Annotated in this window: 14 protein-coding genes and 1 pseudogene; 5 read left to right on the top strand and 10 right to left on the bottom strand. The window is 73.2% G+C overall.

The features are described 5' to 3' along the window. The first annotated feature begins 71 nt into the window (after nt 1–71). Nucleotides 72–3,016, top strand: a pseudogene (locus NX801_RS10005) (Tn3 family transposase). Nucleotides 3,017–3,167: 151 nt separating this feature from the next. Here NX801_RS10005 and NX801_RS09995 read toward each other — a convergent pair. From NX801_RS09995 to NX801_RS09985, 3 genes are all read right to left on the bottom strand, one after another. After that, a complete protein-coding gene (locus NX801_RS09995) occupies nt 3,168–4,484 on the bottom strand; it encodes a bifunctional class I SAM-dependent methyltransferase/N-acetyltransferase (protein ID WP_258786940.1) in 1,317 nt (438 codons plus the stop codon). Beyond that, on the bottom strand, nt 4,481–5,581 hold the full coding sequence (gene rsgA, locus NX801_RS09990) for a ribosome small subunit-dependent GTPase A (RefSeq protein WP_258786939.1): 1,101 nt from the start codon (nt 5,579–5,581) through the stop codon (nt 4,481–4,483). Before rsgA ends, NX801_RS09995 begins: the two co-directional genes overlap by 4 nt. Before the next feature lie 266 nt (nt 5,582–5,847). After that, nucleotides 5,848–6,846 carry a site-specific integrase gene (locus tag NX801_RS09985; RefSeq protein ID WP_258787004.1) on the bottom strand — a complete coding sequence of 333 codons (999 nt, stop codon included), beginning with the start codon at nt 6,844–6,846 and terminating at the stop codon, nt 5,848–5,850. A gap of 433 nt (nt 6,847–7,279) precedes the next feature. Between NX801_RS09985 and NX801_RS09980 the strand changes: the two genes are divergently transcribed. Continuing rightward, nucleotides 7,280–7,819: a CGNR zinc finger domain-containing protein gene (locus tag NX801_RS09980; RefSeq protein ID WP_258787003.1), complete on the top strand. Its 540-nt coding sequence runs from the start codon at nt 7,280–7,282 to the stop codon at nt 7,817–7,819. 83 nt (nt 7,820–7,902) lie between these two features. Here NX801_RS09980 and NX801_RS09975 read toward each other — a convergent pair whose 3' ends face one another. The 6 genes from NX801_RS09975 to NX801_RS09950 all read right to left on the bottom strand — a co-directional run bounded on the left by NX801_RS09975 (nt 7,903) and on the right by NX801_RS09950 (nt 13,264). Then, nucleotides 7,903–8,691, bottom strand: coding sequence for a phosphotransferase (locus tag NX801_RS09975; RefSeq protein WP_258786938.1), 789 nt, complete (start codon nt 8,689–8,691; stop codon nt 7,903–7,905). A 278-nt stretch (nt 8,692–8,969) separates the two neighbouring features. Then, complete coding sequence (locus tag NX801_RS09970) at nt 8,970–9,389, bottom strand: PIN domain nuclease (protein WP_258786937.1); 420 nt, start codon at nt 9,387–9,389, stop codon at nt 8,970–8,972. Continuing rightward, nucleotides 9,389–9,643 (bottom strand): type II toxin-antitoxin system VapB family antitoxin, encoded by a 255-nt coding sequence (locus NX801_RS09965; RefSeq protein ID WP_258786935.1) that lies wholly within the window; start codon nt 9,641–9,643, stop codon nt 9,389–9,391. The genes NX801_RS09970 and NX801_RS09965 overlap by 1 nt, the downstream gene beginning before the upstream one ends. A gap of 42 nt (nt 9,644–9,685) precedes the next feature. Next, complete coding sequence (locus NX801_RS09960; RefSeq protein ID WP_258786934.1) at nt 9,686–11,257, bottom strand: PTS transporter subunit EIIC; 1,572 nt, start codon at nt 11,255–11,257, stop codon at nt 9,686–9,688. Nucleotides 11,258–11,337: 80 nt separating this feature from the next. After that, nucleotides 11,338–12,291 carry an N-acetylmuramic acid 6-phosphate etherase gene (gene murQ, locus NX801_RS09955; protein WP_258786933.1) on the bottom strand — a complete coding sequence of 318 codons (954 nt, stop codon included), beginning with the start codon at nt 12,289–12,291 and terminating at the stop codon, nt 11,338–11,340. Between the two features lie 34 nt (nt 12,292–12,325). Next, complete coding sequence (locus NX801_RS09950; RefSeq protein ID WP_258787002.1) at nt 12,326–13,264, bottom strand: MurR/RpiR family transcriptional regulator; 939 nt, start codon at nt 13,262–13,264, stop codon at nt 12,326–12,328. Nucleotides 13,265–13,484: 220 nt separating this feature from the next. Between NX801_RS09950 and NX801_RS09945 the strand changes: the two genes are divergently transcribed. From NX801_RS09945 to NX801_RS09935, 3 genes are all read left to right on the top strand, one after another. Continuing rightward, the gene (locus NX801_RS09945; protein WP_258786932.1) at nt 13,485–13,841 is read left to right on the top strand and encodes a hypothetical protein; all 357 of its coding nucleotides are present in this window, start codon (nt 13,485–13,487) and stop codon (nt 13,839–13,841) included. After that, a complete protein-coding gene (locus tag NX801_RS09940) occupies nt 13,838–14,116 on the top strand; it encodes a DUF4031 domain-containing protein (protein ID WP_258786931.1) in 279 nt (92 codons plus the stop codon). The genes NX801_RS09945 and NX801_RS09940 overlap by 4 nt, the downstream gene beginning before the upstream one ends. A 323-nt stretch (nt 14,117–14,439) precedes the next feature. Then, nucleotides 14,440–14,652, top strand: coding sequence for a transposase (locus NX801_RS09935; protein ID WP_258786930.1), 213 nt, complete (start codon nt 14,440–14,442; stop codon nt 14,650–14,652). A 145-nt stretch (nt 14,653–14,797) separates the two neighbouring features. Here NX801_RS09935 and NX801_RS09930 read toward each other — a convergent pair whose 3' ends face one another. Beyond that, entirely contained in the window at nt 14,798–16,072 is a 1,275-nt protein-coding gene (locus NX801_RS09930) for a Cmx/CmrA family chloramphenicol efflux MFS transporter (protein WP_258786929.1), read from the bottom strand. Nucleotides 16,073–16,225 lie beyond the last annotated feature (153 nt).

The raw sequence follows: 16,225 nt of genomic DNA, 5'->3' as shown, positions 1-16,225 counted from the left end.
GCTTTGACCTGGGCTTCTGCGGTGGCTGAACCTTCGGCAGTCGTGTTGATCGACTGTTTTGGAGGTCCTGGGTGCCGGTCGAGTCTTTGACGGATGAGCAGGCTGCCGCGTACGCGGCGTATCGCGGGGCGCTACCCCGTACGGAGTTGGAGCGGTTCTTTTTCGTGGACGACACGGATCGGGAGCTGATCGAGTCCAAGAGGCGGGCGCACAACCGCCTGGGGTTTGCGGCCCAGCTCACGACCGCGCGGTATCTCGGGGTGTTCCTGGACGACCCGGCCGAGGTGCCGCCGGAGGTCGTGGGCTACCCCGCCGAGCAGTTGGACATCGGGGACCCGCCGGTGCTCAAGGCGTACGGCGAGCGGGAGAACACCCGGCTGGAGCACGTACGCGAGCTGCGGCGGGTGCTGGAGTACCGGGAGTTCACCGAGGCGGAGGGCGAGCTGCGGGAGTGGGTGGACGCGCGGGCCTGGACGACTGGCGAGGGGCCGAAGGCGTTGTTCGACGCGGCGGTGGGGTGGCTGCGTGAGCGGCGGGTGCTGCTGCCGGGGGTCACGACGCTGACGAGGCTGGTGGCCTCGGTGCGGGAGGCGGCGAACCAGCGGCTGTGGGACACCTGTACGGGATGCTCGGGGTGGGGCAGCAGGCGGTGCTGGACTCCCTGCTGACGATTCCGCCCGGTGAGCGGGTCTCGGAGCTGGACCGGCTGCGCCGGGCCCGGTGCGGGTGTCGGGCCCGCAGATGAAGAGGGCCTTGGAGCGGGCGGAGGAGATTGCCGCGCTCGGGATGGGCGCGGTGGATGTGTCGGGGATACCGCCGCGCAGGTTGGCGGAGCTGTCGCGGTACGGGGTGGACGGCAAGACGTCGCTGCTGCGCCGGCACTCCGACGCCCGCCGCCTGGCGACGCTGCTGGCCACCACCGTCTACCTGACGTCGCGGGCGGTGGATGACGCGCTGGACCTGCTGGAGGTGCTGATCGCGACGAAGCTGCTGGCGAAGGCGGAGCGCGAGAGCGCGAAGGAGAAGCTGAAGACGCTGCCGCGGGTGGAGCGGGCGTCGGCGAAGCTGGCGACCGCCTTCCAGGTCGTGTTCGACACCACCTCCGAGCAGGTCGACACCGACACCGGGGAGATCGCCCCGCCGAAGGTGGAGAGCCTGGAGGCGATGTGGGCGGCCGTCGAGCAGGTGGTGCCCCGCAACGAGCTGGCCGCTGCGATCGCCGCGCTGTTCGAGCTGACCCCGCCGCTGGACTCCGATGCCGACGAGGCATGGCGGGCCATGCTGGTGGGCCGGTTCGGCACGGTCCGCCCGTTCCTGAAGCTGCTGGTCACCGTGGTGGACTTCGACGCCACTCCGGAAGGCGAGGCCGTACTGGGCGCGCTGCTGTCGCTGCCGGAGCTGATGGGCCGCAAGAAGGTCGGCCCTGCCGAGATGGACACGGGGCTGCTCACCGGGTCGTGGCGTCGCCTGGTGCTGTCGGCGCCACATCTGGAGCCGGGCACGGTGGACTGGAAGGCGTACACGTTCTGCGTGCTGGAGCAGCTGCACCGGATGCTGCGCAGCAAGCAGGTCTTCGCCCGCAACTCCTCGAAGTGGGGCGACCCGCGGGCGAAGCTGCTGGCCGGTGAGGCGTGGCAGCAGGCCCGGCCGACCGTGCTGGCCTCGCTGAACCTGCCCGGGGAGGCGGGCGGGCATCTGGCGGCGCGGGCCGCGCTGCTGGACGGCACCTATCGGGAGGTCGCCGGCCGGGTCCCGGACAACGCGCAGATCGTCTTCGACGACGACGGCCGGCTGCACTTCGCCGCCCTGGAGCCGGAGCCCGAACCGGCCTCCCTGCTCGATCTGCGGGCTGCGGTGAACGCGATGCTGCCGCGGGTGGACCTGCCCGAGGTGTTGCTGGAGGTGTTCTCCTGGACCGGTGCCGACGCCGCGTTCACCTCGGTGACCGGCGGCGAGGCGAGGTTGAAGGACCTGAACGTCACGATCGCCGCGCTGCTGGTCGCCCACGGCTGCAACGTCGGCTACACCCCGGTGATGGGCGGCGCGGACGCGCTGAAGCACGGCAGGCTGTCCCACGTTGACCAGACGTATCTGCGGCCGGCAACGTACCGGGCCGCGAACGCGACCCTCATCGACCACCAGGCGTCCATCGGTCTCGCGCAGACGTGGGGCGGGGGCCTGGTCGCCTCGGTGGACGGGATGCGATTCGTCGTCCCCGTCCCCAGCGTGTACGCGCGGCCGAACCCGAAGTACTTCGGGCGCCGGGGCGGCGCGACCTGGCTCAACATGATCAACGACCAGGCGGCGGGTCTGGGCGGGAAGGTCGTGGTCGGCACCCCGCGCGATTCCCTGTACGTGCTGGACGTCCTCTACGACCGTGACGGCGGCAAGCGTCCGGAGATGATCGTCACCGACACCGCCTCGTACAGCGACATCGTGTTCGGGCTGCTCACCCTGGCCGGGTTCGCCTACGCCCCGCAGCTCGCGGACCTGCCGGACCAGAAGATGTGGCGGATCGACCGGAGCGCCGACTACGGCGCCTTCCAGGACGCGGCCCGCGGCCGGGTCGACCTCGCCCGGATCGAGCGGCACTGGGAGGACATCCTGCGGATCATCGGCTCCATCCACACCGGAGCCGTCCGCGCGTACGACGTGATCCGGATGCTGTCGCGCGACGGACGCCCCACCCCGCTCGGCGACGCGATAGCGCACTACGGGCGGATCGCGAAGACCCTGCACATCCTGCGTCTGGCCGATGAGCCCGGCTACCGGCGCCAGATCAGGTGCAGGCCAACCTCCAGGAAGGCCGCCACGCCCTGGCCCGGAAGATTTTCCACGGCCGGGCCGGACAGCTTTACCAGCGCTACCAGGACGGCATGGAGGATCAGATCGGCGCCTTGGGCCTGGTCCTCAACGCGGTCGTGCTGACGTGCTGGGCCGCTATTCCTTCCAGCTTCCCGACCTGCCCGGCGGCCTGCGGCCCCTGCGCGACAAGCACGCCACCGACAACGGCTGACCGGGGCCGACGCCGAGGAAGGTCGCAACGGGCCTTCCCCGATCCGGACTCGTTGACCAGCACGGACGCCATCGTGAACCGGACGTGAGCCCGGCCACGGTCCGCAGGGGGGCGCCCCGGGGCTCCTACCTCCGGGGCGCCGCAGGAGGGATCAGAGGCCGAACGCGGCAGGGTACTGGATGGTGCCGGTGGGGACCGGGCGGGTGTCGTCCAGGGCCATGGCCATCATGGCCTCGTCGGGTACCTCGAAGGGGGCTCGGATGCCGAAGCGGGAGGCGGGGGTGAAGCCGAACCGCGGGTAGTAGTCGGTGTGCCCGAGGACGAGGACGAGGTTTTCTCCCATGGCCCTTGCGGCGTCCAGGGCGGCGCGGATGGCGGCGGAGCCTGCGCCGGTGCGCTGGGCCGAGGGCCGTACCGCGCAGGGGGCCAGGGCCAGGGCGGGTGCGCCGTCGACGTGGCAGCGGGTGAGCAGGGCGTGCCCGACCAAGGTGCCGTCGGGGGCCTCGGTGACCATGGACAGGCCGTCGATCCATGCCTTCGGGTCGGCGCGCAGGGCGTCGACGAGGTCGGCCTCCTCGGCGGCGGGGAATGCGGCGAGGTTGATGTCGCGGACGGCGGTGATGTCCTCGGCGGTCTCGGGGCGGGTGGTCCAGGTGGTCATGGCGGTTCCGTTCTGGGGAGTGCGAGGGGAGCGGTCGTGGGGCTGGAGGAGGTAGGCGGCGTAGTCGTAGTCGCTGCCGTGTTCGCGCCGCATGGTGATCTCTGCCCGCAGCGCCGCGAGTGCCTCGGGCCTGCCGGGCTGGTGCTGGTCCGCTTCGGCGATCCGCTGGGCGAGCGGCGTGTAGTACTCGTCCCACCAGTCGCTTTCCGGCAGCGGCCGGTGCGCGCGGAGGCGGTAGCCGGCGGCCTGCGCGGCGTCAGTGTTCGCGGCGTGGGTACGCAGCGGGTAGGCCGCGTCCCAGTACGCGCGCACCGGTCCGGCGGGTTCGGGCACGGTCCATTCGATCTCGGTGACAACGAGGACACCGCCCGGTGCGAGCAGGCGGTGCCAGGCGCGCAGGGCGACGTCGAAGCCGACGGTGTAGACCGAGCCTTCGGCCCAGATCACGTCGAAGCTGTGATCGGGGAAGGGCAGCTGGTCCATCGAGCGGTTGAGGACCGTGACCCGGTCGCCCAGGCCCCGGCGGGCCGCCTCGGCGGCGAGGCCGTCCAGGAAGGGCTGGTGCAGGTCGACCGCGGTCACGTGCGCGCCGGTTTCTTCGGCCAGCAGCAGGGTGGAGCGGCCGGGTCCGCAGCCCGCGTCGAGCACCCGAGGGCGCTCGGGCAGTGGCCCGGCCGCCTCCAGCAGGCGGCGCGTGGTGGCGTCCGAGCCGGGGCCCTGCCGGGGTAGGCCGTGGTGCAGGGCGATGAACGCCTCGGTCACCGGATCGGTGCCAGGAGTGTGGTCAGGTGTGTTGGTGGCGTTCACAGCTGGCGCTCCCGGAACTGGTAGGTGGCGCGCAGTCTTTGCGCGATGTCCTTCTTGGCGGCCTCACGTCCGTTCCGTAGCCGCGCGTCGGTGCGCGAGGCGGCGTAGGCGTTCTCCCGCAGCAGCCGGTGGTAGCTGTCCAGACGGCGCCGGGGAGTATCGCCGGCCTCGATGGCGGCCAGGACCGCGCAGCCCGGCTCGCGTCCGTGACGGCAGTCGGTGAACCGGCAGTCCTGGGCGAGGCGTTCGATATCAGCGAAGGTCTGCTCCAGTCCGTCCTGGGCGTCGTGCAGGCCGATCGCGCGCAGACCGGGGGTGTCCAGCAGAACCCCGCCGCCGGGCAGCGGCAGCAGCTCCCGCCACGCGGTGGTGTGCCGGCCTTTGCCATCCGCCTCGCGCACGGCGCCGGTAGCCAGCCGGTCCTCGCCCAGCAACTGGTTGCCCAGGGTGGACTTGCCTGCTCCGGAGGGGCCGAGCAGCACGATGGTGCCGTCCGCAACAGCCGTCAGTGTGTCCAGACCCTGGCCGGTCAGGGCGCTGGTGACCAGCACATCCGTACCCGGTGCCACCTCGGCCACCTCGGCCGCGGCCAGTTGCGCGTCGGCGCACTGGTCGGCCTTGGTGAGCACCACGACCGGCTGCGCGCCGCTCTCCCAGGCCAGGGCGAGCATGCGCTCAATCCGTCCGTGCTTGAGCGGGGCGGCCAGGGACGCGGTCACCACGACCGTGTCGACGTTGGCAGCCAGGAGATGGCCGTGCGAGGTTCGCGAGGCGGTGGAGCGCACCAGGACGGTGCGCCGTTCCAGTACCGAGTCCACCACCGGCGCGTGGCCACCAGCGGCGGGGCGCAGAGCGGCCCAGTCACCCGTGCACGGCGCCGAGAGCGGATCGCCAGTGCCGGCGGAGACCGGAATCTCCGCGCGCGCCGGGCCGGTGTCGGTGACGGCCTGGCACAGGCCACGCTCGGCCCGCACGATCCGGGCGGGAATCAGCCCGGCAGCCCGGTGCGGGGCGAAGGCGTGCTCGCACGCCTCGTCCCAGCCGTAGTCCGCCAGAGAGTGCGGTGATGGGAGGGGATTGAAGGAAGGTTGAGACAACGTAGAGACCCTTGAACAAGGACCCCGATAGGCACGAAGCACTCGCCTCCCGCAGACCGACAGACTCGGGCGGGGGCGGAAACGTCAGGTCAGACCGGGGCCCGGGACGTGAGGATGGTCCGGCGGGCACTGCACACGGCAGCGGCCTCTACGACAGTCATCAACTCACCTCCCACTCAGTCTCCGCAGTCGACCCTGTTGCCTCTGCACTCCAAACGCTAACACGCCCGTCCCCCGGTGTCGGACGATGCCGGGCCGACGGGAACTCAGCGCCGTGCATCGCCGGGTGCGAGGAGGCTGGTCAGCTCCGAGATCGCCGCGTGGGACGGCTTGAAGTACCGGCGGACGTTCTCCGGCTTCTTGTGCCGCGACTTCGCCATCAGCATCAGCAGGGACGCGCCCTGCTCGCCGAGGTGCGTCAGTGCACCGTGGCGGTACTCGTGAAGGTCCCAGCCCGTCCCCGGCCCGCGCACGGCCGTGTGCTCATCGAGAAGGGCACGGGCCTGACCGTAGGAGAGGCGGGCCAGGCCGGTATCCGGGCATACGTCGCGCGGGCTGAGAATCTTCCCCGGGCCAGGGCGGCGGTGGGTGACGAATACCGGACCGCAGGTACGGTCGCGCAGCAGCCGGCGCAGCAGCCGGCGCAGCAGCCGGGGCAGCAGCCGGGCGGTGCCGGCGTCCCAGTAGACGGTCTCCAGCACGAAGTCCTCGCGCGTCTGCCCGCGGCGGCGGACCTTGCTCCGGGCGCCCTTGGTCTTCACCGGGCAGCGGCGGGCGGCGAGGTCCAGGTCCTCGATGTTCACGCCGAGGACCTCCTCCGCGCGGGCGGCGGTCTCGTAGAGCATCCGCCACAGCGTCTTCTCCCGCAGGTGGACCTCACGGCGGGCAATGAGCCGGTCGATGGCCATCTTCGAGCGGGCCGGGGTCTCGGAGTCCGGCACCGCCAGCCGCTTCGTCCAGGCCGGGACCGCCGGGCCGTCGTAGCCGTACGACTCGCACCAACCCAGCCGGGAGAGCACCGCCGCCCGGCGGGCGTTCCAGGTGTTGACCGCCGCGGTACCCCACAGCAGTTCCAGGGCCTCGCCGATCTCGTCGTCCGCGACCGACCCCAGCGGGCGAGCCTCCCCGATCTGCTCGACGGTCTTGCCGACGCCGACTCCGTAGCTGCGGACGGTGTTCGGGTTGCGGAGCGAGTCGAGGAAGGCGTCGGCCGCCGCGCGGACGGTCATCGCCTTCCCAGCCGGCAGTTGCACGACGGTGGGCACCGCTTCCGGCTTTGCCACGGATAACAGGGCCACTTCACGTATGGCCCGGGAAACGTCACCGCAGGTGACGAATCAAGCTCCCGCAGGTAATAGGGCGTTATCCGTGGAACAACTTCACACCGGCCCTGCGACCGACGTCCCGTCAGCCACCCACCAGGGACGACGAGGGCTTAGCGCCGGTTTCCGTTCCGATGTTCCTCGACCCCCACATACCAGCGGAGTGGGTAACGCCTTGTCATTCCAGGGGCGTTACAGAGGTAACCCAAAACCCATCAATACGCGTTACATTGGCCGGGTGCCCTCCCCCGACGACCCCACCCGCCCCGCCGGCCCCGGTGCCTCCGGTGGCCCCCGCCGCCCCGCCGGCCCTGGTGCCTCCGGTGACTCCGGCGGTTCCGCCCGTTCCGCGGGCGACTGGTCCACCCGGCATTCCGTGCTGGCCACGGCCCGGCGGACCGCCGCCCTGGTCAACGCGCTCGCCGGCGACCGTCCCGACCCGGCCGGCGTGGCCGCCGTGCTGCGTGCCCACGGCGAGGCGGAACCGCTCGACCTCACCGGCGACGATGTCACCGCGATGCGTGCGGCCGCCGACCTGCTGCGCGAGGTCTTCGCCGCCGAGCACGCCGACGCCGCCGCCGTGGTCCTCAACCGTCTGCTGCGCGAGCACACCGGGCCGCTCCGGCTGACCTCGCACGGCGGTACCACCCCCTGGCACCCTCATCTCGACCACGACGACAACGCCCCCTGGGACGAGTGGCTCCTCGCCTCCTCCTGCATGGCGCTGACCGTCCTTCTCTGGGACGACCAGCTTCCGCCCGGCGGGAGCTGCGCGTCACCGGGCTGCCGGAACGTCTTCATCACCCGGGGCAGCGGGCCGGAGCGCCGCTACTGCTCCCGCCGGTGCGCCACCCGAGAACGGGTCGCGGCCCACCGCCGCTCGCGCGCTGCCCGGAGCGCGGACGGAAGCCGGTAGGCACCCGGCCGGAGGGAGCCGATAGGCGCTCTGCCGCCAGGAACCCGGTGGCCGCCCGGACGGGACCCCCGTCGGGGCGCCGCTCAGCGGCCGTCGAGCAGCCGGCGGAACCGGGCGTTGCTCGGTTCGGCTTCCCGGGTGCCGATCGCGGCGGTCCAGTGGCGGCAGGTCACCGCCACGAACACCTCCACCGCCTTCGGCTCCGCCGCCCGCCAGGCCGGGAACCGCTCCAGCCAGCCCAGGGCGGCCTCCGGCGGGTGGCCGCACTCCATGAGCCGTACCGCCGTGTACGCCAGGTCCACCCAGGCCGGGCCCAGGACGGGCATGGCCCAGTCCACGACATGCGCCCGGCCGTCCCCGTCCACCAGCAGATTGGCCGGGTTGGTGTCGGTGTGCAGCAGATACGGCCCCGCCAGCGCCTCCGCCTCACCCGCCGCGGGCAGTGCCCCGAACCGCTCGGCCAGGGGCGGGACCCGGAGCCCGGGCGCCCGGAGCCCGCTGATCCGGGCCAGCGCCCCGGCGACGGCCTCCGTGTCCCGGGACCCGGGGCTCAGGTCGGCGTGGCCGCCGTCGACGTGGTCGAAGAGCAGTCCCCGCCACCCGCCCGCCCGGAGCACGTGCCGTATCCGGGGCGCCACCGCGGTGACGGCTCCGTTCACCCGCTCCTCGTACTCCAGCGCCGCCACCCCGGGGCGGTCAGTCTCGGGGACCCCCTTCAGGAAGAGCCGCCCCTCCGCCGTGGCGAGCACCAGCGCGGCCGCGCAGTTCAGTCCCTCCCCCACGGACTCCGCCGCGACGACCCCGCCGGCCCGCCGCTCCACCGCCGTACGCAGCGGCGCCGGGAGTTCCTGCCACTCCGTGCGCTCGATCATCCGTACCCCTCCCCACCGGGGGCACCGCACCGGGCGCCCCCGAGTCCCGTCGCCCCCGCTACGGCAACTTCTTGGTGACGCCGCACTTGCGGCAGCGCTGCTTCCCGCTCCAGCCGACCCACTCGTGGTCGCACTCGCCCAGGATCCAGGGCCTCATCTCCGTCCTCCGCTCTCTTGTTCTCATCGGTCTCGTTCTCATCGGTCCGGCCGGCGAGCGGTCACTCGCGGGCGCTCAGGCGTCCGCGACGTCCGCGCTCAGGCGTCCGCGACGTCCGCGCTCAGGCGTCCGCGCTGCCGGGTGGGACGACCCACTCGGCGGGCTGGCCGGTGAGGGACGCGATCTTGTCGAAGTCGCTGTCGTAGTGCAGGACGGTCCGCCGGTTCAGCTCCGCCGTGGCGGCGACCAGCAGGTCGGGAAGCGACAGAGCGCGGTGGAAGCCCGCGTTGAGGGCATGGCGCTGGGTCTCCAGCGCGCGGGCGAAGACCTCGTCGTCGCTGTGCAGGTAGTCGAAGGCATGGAGCCAGCTGCTGATGCGGGTCGCCTCCGAGCTGTTCCGCGCCGAGTGGATCATCTCGTACTCGGTGGGTCGGCACACGGCCAGGAGACAACGCTCATGAAGCGGCTTGAGCACGTCCTTGACGCTCGGCTTCGTCCAGCGCGCCAGTGCGGACTTGTCGATCACATAGCGGTCCTGCATCAGGCGGCCCGGCCCTCGCTTTCGCGGCCTTCGCGCTTGAGGGAGCCATCGGCGTTGCGGGGGCCGGTGCTCTCCACGATCTCGCTGAAGTCGACCTCGCCGGCGTCCATGGCGTCGAAGAACTCCTGCCGCAGATGCCGTTTGACGGCGTCCTCCATGGCGAGACGCACGGCCTTGGCCTTCGTCTTGGTGCCGAAGATGCGCATGGCCTCGGCGACCATGCTGTCGTCCAGATCGATGACGGTTCTGGCCATGTCGATGGTCCTCCCGCAGGCATCATGACGGCCAAAACGATATCACTGTGGAGTGAATTTCGATGTCTTTTGCTGAGCGGGTGCGGCGGACGGGGTGGTCGGGGTGGCCGGCTCGTCGGGGGTGGTGGGGGGTGTGGAGGTGCGGGGGAAGCCGAAGAGGCAGGTGGCGAGGAAGCCGGTGACATAGCCGGTCAGCAGGCCGCCGCCGTAGATCGCGACAACGGTGCCGGAGAGGCCGTGGCCCCCGTCGAGCAGCGGGAAGAGCGCCCAGCCGGAGGGGCCGATGGCGGTGGAGCCCACCCGGTCGCCCAGCATGCTGAACAGCCCGACGAAACCGCCGCCGAAGGCCCCGCCCACGCAGGCCGTGACAAAGGGGCGGCCGAGCGGCAGGGAGACGCCGTAGATCAGCGGCTCACCGACCCCGAGCAGGCCGGCCGGGAGCGCGGACCTGATGGTGCGGCGGATCGCGGTGTCGTGGCGGAGCCGTACATGGACGGCGAGGGCCGCGCCGACCTGGCCCGCCCCGGCCATCGCCAGCATCGGCAACAGCACGGTGCTGCCCTGCTGTTCGATGAGGGTGGTGTGGATCGGGATGAGCGCTTGGTGCAGCCCCAGCATGACGAGGGGGAGGAAGAGGCCGCCGAGTACGAACCCGGCGACCGCGCCCCCGTGGGCGAGCAGCCAGTTGGCGGCCTCGCCGGTGGCGGCGGCGACCTCCCCGGCGGCGTACATCAGGCCGTAGAGGGTGATCAGCCCCGGCACCAGGACGGTGAGGGTCGGTGTGAGCAGGACGTCGAGCGCCTGCGGCACATGGCGGCGGCACCACTTCTCCACGTACACGGCGAGCAGGGCGGCGGCCAGCGCGCCCAGCACCCCGCCCTGGCCGGGCGAGAGCGGCCGGCCGAAGACCTCCACCCGGGCCACCCCCGCGTACACGACGATCGCCGCCACCGCGCCGCCCAGGACCGGTGTGCCGCCGAACTCCTTGGCGGTGTTGATTCCGACGAAGACCGCGATCAGTGCCATGAAACCGGCGGCGACGGCGGCGACGGCGGGCGTGAGGGAGGGCAGCCAACCCAGGTTGATCAGCAGGCCGTTGAGTCCGGCGATGATGCCGCAGCCGATCAGGGCGGGGATGAGCGGGACGAAGATGTCCGCGATACGGCGCAGCAGCAGCTTGACGGGCGTGGCGTTGCGCGCCCTCCGCCCGGCGCGCAGGGCGGCTCCCCGGGCGGCGAGCGCCTCGGCGGTGGTGGGGGCGGTGTCCGGCCGGTCACCGGGCTGCGGCGGTGGGGGAGCGGCCCGGACCAGGGCCTCGAACGCGGGGGTGACACGGGCGACCGCCCCGGGCCCGAGCACGATCTGGTACGTCTGCCCGTCCTCCACGACGCCGAGCACCCCGTCCTCCACGACGCCGAGCACGGCGGGCAGGGCGCGCAGTTCGGCGTCCCGTACCCGGCTCCGGTCGCGCAGGCCGAGCCGGAGGCGGGTCATGCAGTGGGCGACGGAGGCGACGTTCCCCGCGCCGCCGACGAGCGGCAGCAGGGCGGCGGCGATGGCGGCGGAAGGGGAGGTGGGAGCGGCGGGGGAGGAGCCGGGGCGCGCGTCGTTCATGGGGACCTGGCCTTGGGATGTGGTGCGTGCGGCGCTGTTCCTGGGGGTGGGGAGCGGGGGGGGGCAGGGGGGCGGACGTGTCAGGGCTTGGGGGCGGTGGTGAGGGCGGCGCGGAGGTGGCCGTCGGAGGACTTCAGCAACTGGTCGGCGGTGGTGGTGTCGGCGCCGGTGAGCAGGGTGAGGATCGCCGTCTTCACCTCGCCGTCGGCCGCCGCCAGCGCCGCCTCCACCTCGTCGGGCGGGGCGTCGGTGGCCAGGGCCACGATCCGGCGGGAGCGGGCCCGCAGCTTGTCGTTGGTGGCGCGCAGGTCGACCATCAGGTTCCCGTAGGTCTTGCCCAGCCGGATCATGGTGATGGTCGAGATCATGTTGAGCACCAGCTTCTGCGCGGTGCCCGCCTTCAACCGGGTGGATCCGGTGAGGAGTTCGGGGCCGACGACCACTTCGACGGCGTGGTCGGCGGCGGCGCCGAGCGGGCTGCCCGCGTTGCACGCCAGGCCGATGGTGAGCGCTCCGAGGGCGCGGGCGTGCTCCACCGCCCCGATGGCGTACGGGGTACGGCCGGAGGCGGACACACCGATCACCGTGTCGTCCGGGGTCGGCCCCAGGGCGGCCAGGTCGGCGGCGGCCAGCGGCTTGGAGTCCTCGGCGCCCTCGACGGCCTCGCGCACGGCGGCCGGGCCGCCCGCGATGAGGCCCACCACCCGGGACGGGTCGGTGTTGAAGGTGGGCGGGCACTCGCTGGCGTCCAGGACCCCCATCCGGCCGGCCGTGCCCGCGCCCGCGTAGATCAACCGGCCGCCGCGCGCCATCCGTTCGGCCACGGCGTCGATGGCGGTGGCGATCCGGGGCAGCTGTGCGGCGACGGCGGTGGGGACGGTCTGGTCCTCGCCGTTCATGAGGCGGACGAGTTCGGCGGTGGGCAGGGTGTCGATGTCGGCCAGCTCGGGGCGGAACGCCTCCGTGGTGAGCGTGGCGAGCTGGGCCTGGAGGCCGGAGTCCGGCCGGGAGGTGCGGGGCGGCATGGGCGTCATCGGTTCGGTCCCCGGGGGTGGGAGGGTGCGCGGGTCAGCGGGACCCTGATTTACCGCCACGGGGGGCGTGGCGGTGGGCCAGGGCCTCGTAGGAGGCGGCGAGCGCGGGTGCCGCGGTGTCGTACGTCCGCTGGAGCACACCGGTGAAGAGGCAGTCCACCACCAGGAGTTGGCTGGTCCGGGAGGACATGGCGGCGGGGCGCAGTTCGCTCTCGCGGGCCGTGGAGGTGGTCAGCACATGATCGGCGTACTGGCTGACCGGACCCTCCGGGCGGCCGGTGACGGCCACGGTGGTGGCGCCGTGCTCGAAGGCGGTCCGGAGCGGCTCGATGACATCGCCGGTGGAGCCCGAGTGGGTGATGGCGATGGCCACGTCCCCGGCCCGGAGCTGTACGGCGTTGGTGACGGCGAGGTGCGGGTCGCTGTGCGCGTGGGCGACCAGGCCGATCCGCAGCAGCTTCTGGGCCAGGTCCTGGGCGACCAGGCCGGAGGCGCCGACGCCGTAGATGTCGGTGCGGCGGGCGGCGGCGAGGGCGGTGACGGCGGCACCGAGCTGGACGGTGTCCAGAGCGGCGGCGGTGTCCGCGAGGGTCTGCTGCTCGTCGTGGGCGAGCTTGGCCACCACATCGGCCAGCGGGTCGTCCACCGCGATGTCGGCGGTCACGGCGGGGGCCCGGCCCGACTGCTGCTGGGCGGCGAGTCCGGCGAGGGCGAGGCGGAGGTCGCGGTAGCCCGGGTAGCCGAGCAGCCGGGCGGTGCGGACGACGGTGGCCTCGCTGGTGCCGGTCCGTTCCGCGAGCCCGGTGACGGTGAGGGCGGCGCACCCGGCCGGGTCCCCGGCGACGGTCTCGGCCACCCGCTGCATCGACCGGGTCATGGTCGGGGCCAGGGTGCGAACCTTGGCGGTGAGCGCGCCGGGCACGGGCGCGCGCGGGGCGGGCGGCCCGGGCGGGGTGGAGGAGGAGGCCGTCAGGACGTGCGGAACCGGGACCGGCGGGCCGGGGTGCCCGGGGTGCCCGGGGTGGCTGGGGTGGTCGGGCGGGTGGACAGGGGGAGCGGCACCGGGGGGCAGGGGCGGGGATGTGCCGCTGAAACTTTTCTTCGCCTCAGAGTTCACGTATGAAAGGTATTTTCACACCGGTGGAGCGTCAACCCCTCGTCCCCGTCCCGCCCGACCGCGCGACAATGGGCCCATGAACACCGTGGACCCCCTGGAACAGGCCCTGCACGCGGCGCGCGCCCTGGTCCTCGCGGATCTCATGGCGCGGAATGTCGCCGAGGCGGAGGTCGTGTCCCTGGTGGAGGAGGCGGTGGCGCACCGCCGTTGGTGGGTGGAGCAGTGGCCGGACGGGGCCGCGTACGTCGCCGGTCTGGTCGCCCAGGACGTCCAGGACGCGCTGCTGGAACGGTTCGGCCGCTGGCCGATCTGCCCGGTCTGCTCCTCGGGCGAGCCGCACGCGCTGGACGTGGAACCGGAGCTGGGGCCCGACCCGCACTGGGTGTGCGGCAAAGCGGGCGTGGTGGTCGCGCCGGTGGGCGGGCTCGCATGACCGTCTACATCGACCCGCCGAACTGGCCGGGGCACGGCCGGATGTGGTCGCACCTGGTCAGCGATGTGTCGTTCGACGAGCTGCACTCCTTCGCCGCCGGGATCGGCGCCCCGGGACGGGCCTTCGACCGTGACCACTACGACCTGCCGTCCGAGCGGTACGCCTCGGCGGTGGCGGCGGGCGCGGTGGAGGTCGGCTCCAAGGAACTGGTCCGGGTCCTGCGGAAGGCCGGGCTGCGCCGTCCCAAGCACCAGGGGGACGGCCCGGGGCGCTGACGGCTCGGACGCGCCGATGGCCCGGGCGCCGACGGTCCGGATCGCTGATCCGCCCGGGGCGCTGACGGTCCGGCGCGCCGGCGGCCCGGGGGCCGGGCCCGGCGCGGGTGGGGCGCGCGGTGTCCACGTACCGGCGGGAAGTCCTCCGTACAGGTGAAAAGAGGCCGGTCCGGCGCCGGGCGGCGCGGCGGGGCTGAAGACTGGGTGTTCGTCCGGCCGCGTGCTGCCGGTCCAGCCAGTTCTGTGCAGTTCCATGCAGTTCCATGCGGTCCCAGGCAGATCAGCCAGTCCGGCCAGTCCGGTCAAGGAGAGGCGGCGGCCCGATGAGCGACGGCTTCCGGCCCACCACGGGGGAGGAGAACCGGGACGAGACCGGCTTCGTCGACCTCCCGGCCCAGTACGGCTCCGTCCCCCGCGCCCCCCGGCAGCCGCCCCTCATGGGGTGCCGGCGCTGTGGCTCCCCGGTGGAGGGGCTGCCCGAGGGGCGGCTGGTCCGCTGGCACTGCGGCCACTGCGGGTACGTGATCCATTCCTGACGCCTGACCTGACCGGGACCGTACCGGGCCGGGCCGCACCGCCCCGGTGGCCCGACGGCCCCGTCGTGACCGGGCGCCTCGGTCCTGGTCCCTGATCCGGCGCCGGGCCCCGGTCGTGGTTTCTCAGTGGCCCCGGCCCCGGCTCTCAGGAGCGGGCCGGCTCCCGGGCGGTGTCCGGGGCCCCGGCCGAGCGGGCCACCACCCGGCTGCGGTTCGTCCCCGCCGGCGCCGTCGTCCGCTCCGGTCCCGGCTTCGTACCGTCGCCGGGGTCGCCGTCCCGCCGGTGCAGGCGCAGGGCGAGGGCGACCAGCGCCAGGGCGGTCAGGGTCATCGCGGCGCCCGCCCAGGCGGTGGCCGGGTAGCCGAAGCCGGCGTCGATGACCGTGCCGCCCAGCCAGGGGCCTCCGGTGTTGCCCAGGTTGAACGCGGCGGTCGCGGTGGCTCCGGCCAGTGTCGGGGCCGCGCCCGCCACCCCGAACATCCGGGCGTTCAGCGCGGGTGCGGTGAAGAAGGCCGAGACCCCGATGAGGAACGACAGCGTCACCGCTGCCACCGGCCGGTCGCCCAGCAGGGCCAGCGCGGCCAGGAAGACGGTGGACGCGGCCGTACCGGTCAGCAGCACCCCGAAGAGGTGCGCGTCCGCGACCCGGCCGCCGATCGTCGTGCCGACCAGCGCGCCGATCCCGAAGAGGGCCAGCACCGTCGGCACCCAGCCGCTGTCCAGCTCGGCCACCCGGGTGAGCAGCGGCGCCAGGTAGGAGAAGGCGCAGAAGACGCCGCCCGCCGCCAGCGCGGTGACCGCTATCGCCAGCCACACCTGCCGGTCGCGGTAGACGGCCAGCTCCCGCCGCACCTCCGGCCGCTCGGCCGGCGGCGCGATGCGCGGGACCAGGGTGAGCACCCCGGCGACGGCGAGCACGGTCGCCGCGGCCACCGCCCAGAACGCGGACCGCCAGCCCAGGTGCTCGCCCAGGAAGGCCCCGGCCGGCACGCCCAGCACATTGGCGATCGACAGCCCGCCGATCATCACGGCCATCGCCCGCGCCCGCGCGCCCACCGGGACCATGGCGACGGCCACCGCCGCGCCCAGCGCCCAGAAACCGGCGCACGCCAGCGCGCTCACCACCCGGGAGACGAAGAGCACGGTGTACGAGGGGGCCACCGCGCCCGCCAGCTGGCCGAGCCCGAAGACGGCGAGCAGCGCCACCAGCGTCGGCTTGCGCGGGAGCCGCAGGGTGGCCACGGCGAGCAGCGGCGCCCCGACCACCATGCCGATGGCGAACGCGGAGACGAGCAGCCCGGCGCGCGGGATGGAGACGCCCATGTCCTCGGCGATCGGCGGCAGCAGCCCGGAGAGCATGAACTCACTGGTGCCCAGGGCGAAGACGGAGAGGCCCAGGATGTAGACGGCCAGCGGCATACGGGCGGGCGACGCGAGACCGTGATCGGACGCGGGTGCGGACGGAGACGGGGACGCGGGCGCGGGTATGGGCGCGGAATCGGGCGGGGATGAGGGCATGATCGGTGCCAACACCACCGGCTCCGCTCGCATTCCCACAGGTGGGAGGGGTGC

It is taken from the genome of Streptomyces pyxinae, from assembly GCF_024756275.1.
Taxonomy (GTDB): domain Bacteria; phylum Actinomycetota; class Actinomycetes; order Streptomycetales; family Streptomycetaceae; genus Streptomyces; species Streptomyces pyxinae.
Note: the sequence above shows the minus strand (reverse complement) of the source record. Positions and strands in the feature narration are given on the sequence as shown.

Excerpts from the sequence above, each read along its gene's own strand:
- NX801_RS09975 (WP_258786938.1), bottom strand. The coding sequence starts at position 8,691 with ATGATCGAGCGCACGGAGTGGCAGGAACTCCCGGCGCCGCTGCGTACG.
- NX801_RS09970 (WP_258786937.1), bottom strand. The coding sequence starts at position 9,389 with ATGCAGGACCGCTATGTGATCGACAAGTCCGCACTGGCGCGCTGGACG.
- NX801_RS09965 (WP_258786935.1), bottom strand. The coding sequence starts at position 9,643 with ATGGCCAGAACCGTCATCGATCTGGACGACAGCATGGTCGCCGAGGCC.
- NX801_RS09960 (WP_258786934.1), bottom strand. The coding sequence starts at position 11,257 with ATGAACGACGCGCGCCCCGGCTCCTCCCCCGCCGCTCCCACCTCCCCT.
- murQ (WP_258786933.1), bottom strand. The coding sequence starts at position 12,291 with ATGACGCCCATGCCGCCCCGCACCTCCCGGCCGGACTCCGGCCTCCAG.
- NX801_RS09945 (WP_258786932.1), top strand. The coding sequence starts at position 13,485 with ATGAACACCGTGGACCCCCTGGAACAGGCCCTGCACGCGGCGCGCGCC.
- NX801_RS09940 (WP_258786931.1), top strand. The coding sequence starts at position 13,838 with ATGACCGTCTACATCGACCCGCCGAACTGGCCGGGGCACGGCCGGATG.
- NX801_RS09935 (WP_258786930.1), top strand. The coding sequence starts at position 14,440 with ATGAGCGACGGCTTCCGGCCCACCACGGGGGAGGAGAACCGGGACGAG.
- NX801_RS09930 (WP_258786929.1), bottom strand. The coding sequence starts at position 16,072 with ATGCCGCTGGCCGTCTACATCCTGGGCCTCTCCGTCTTCGCCCTGGGC.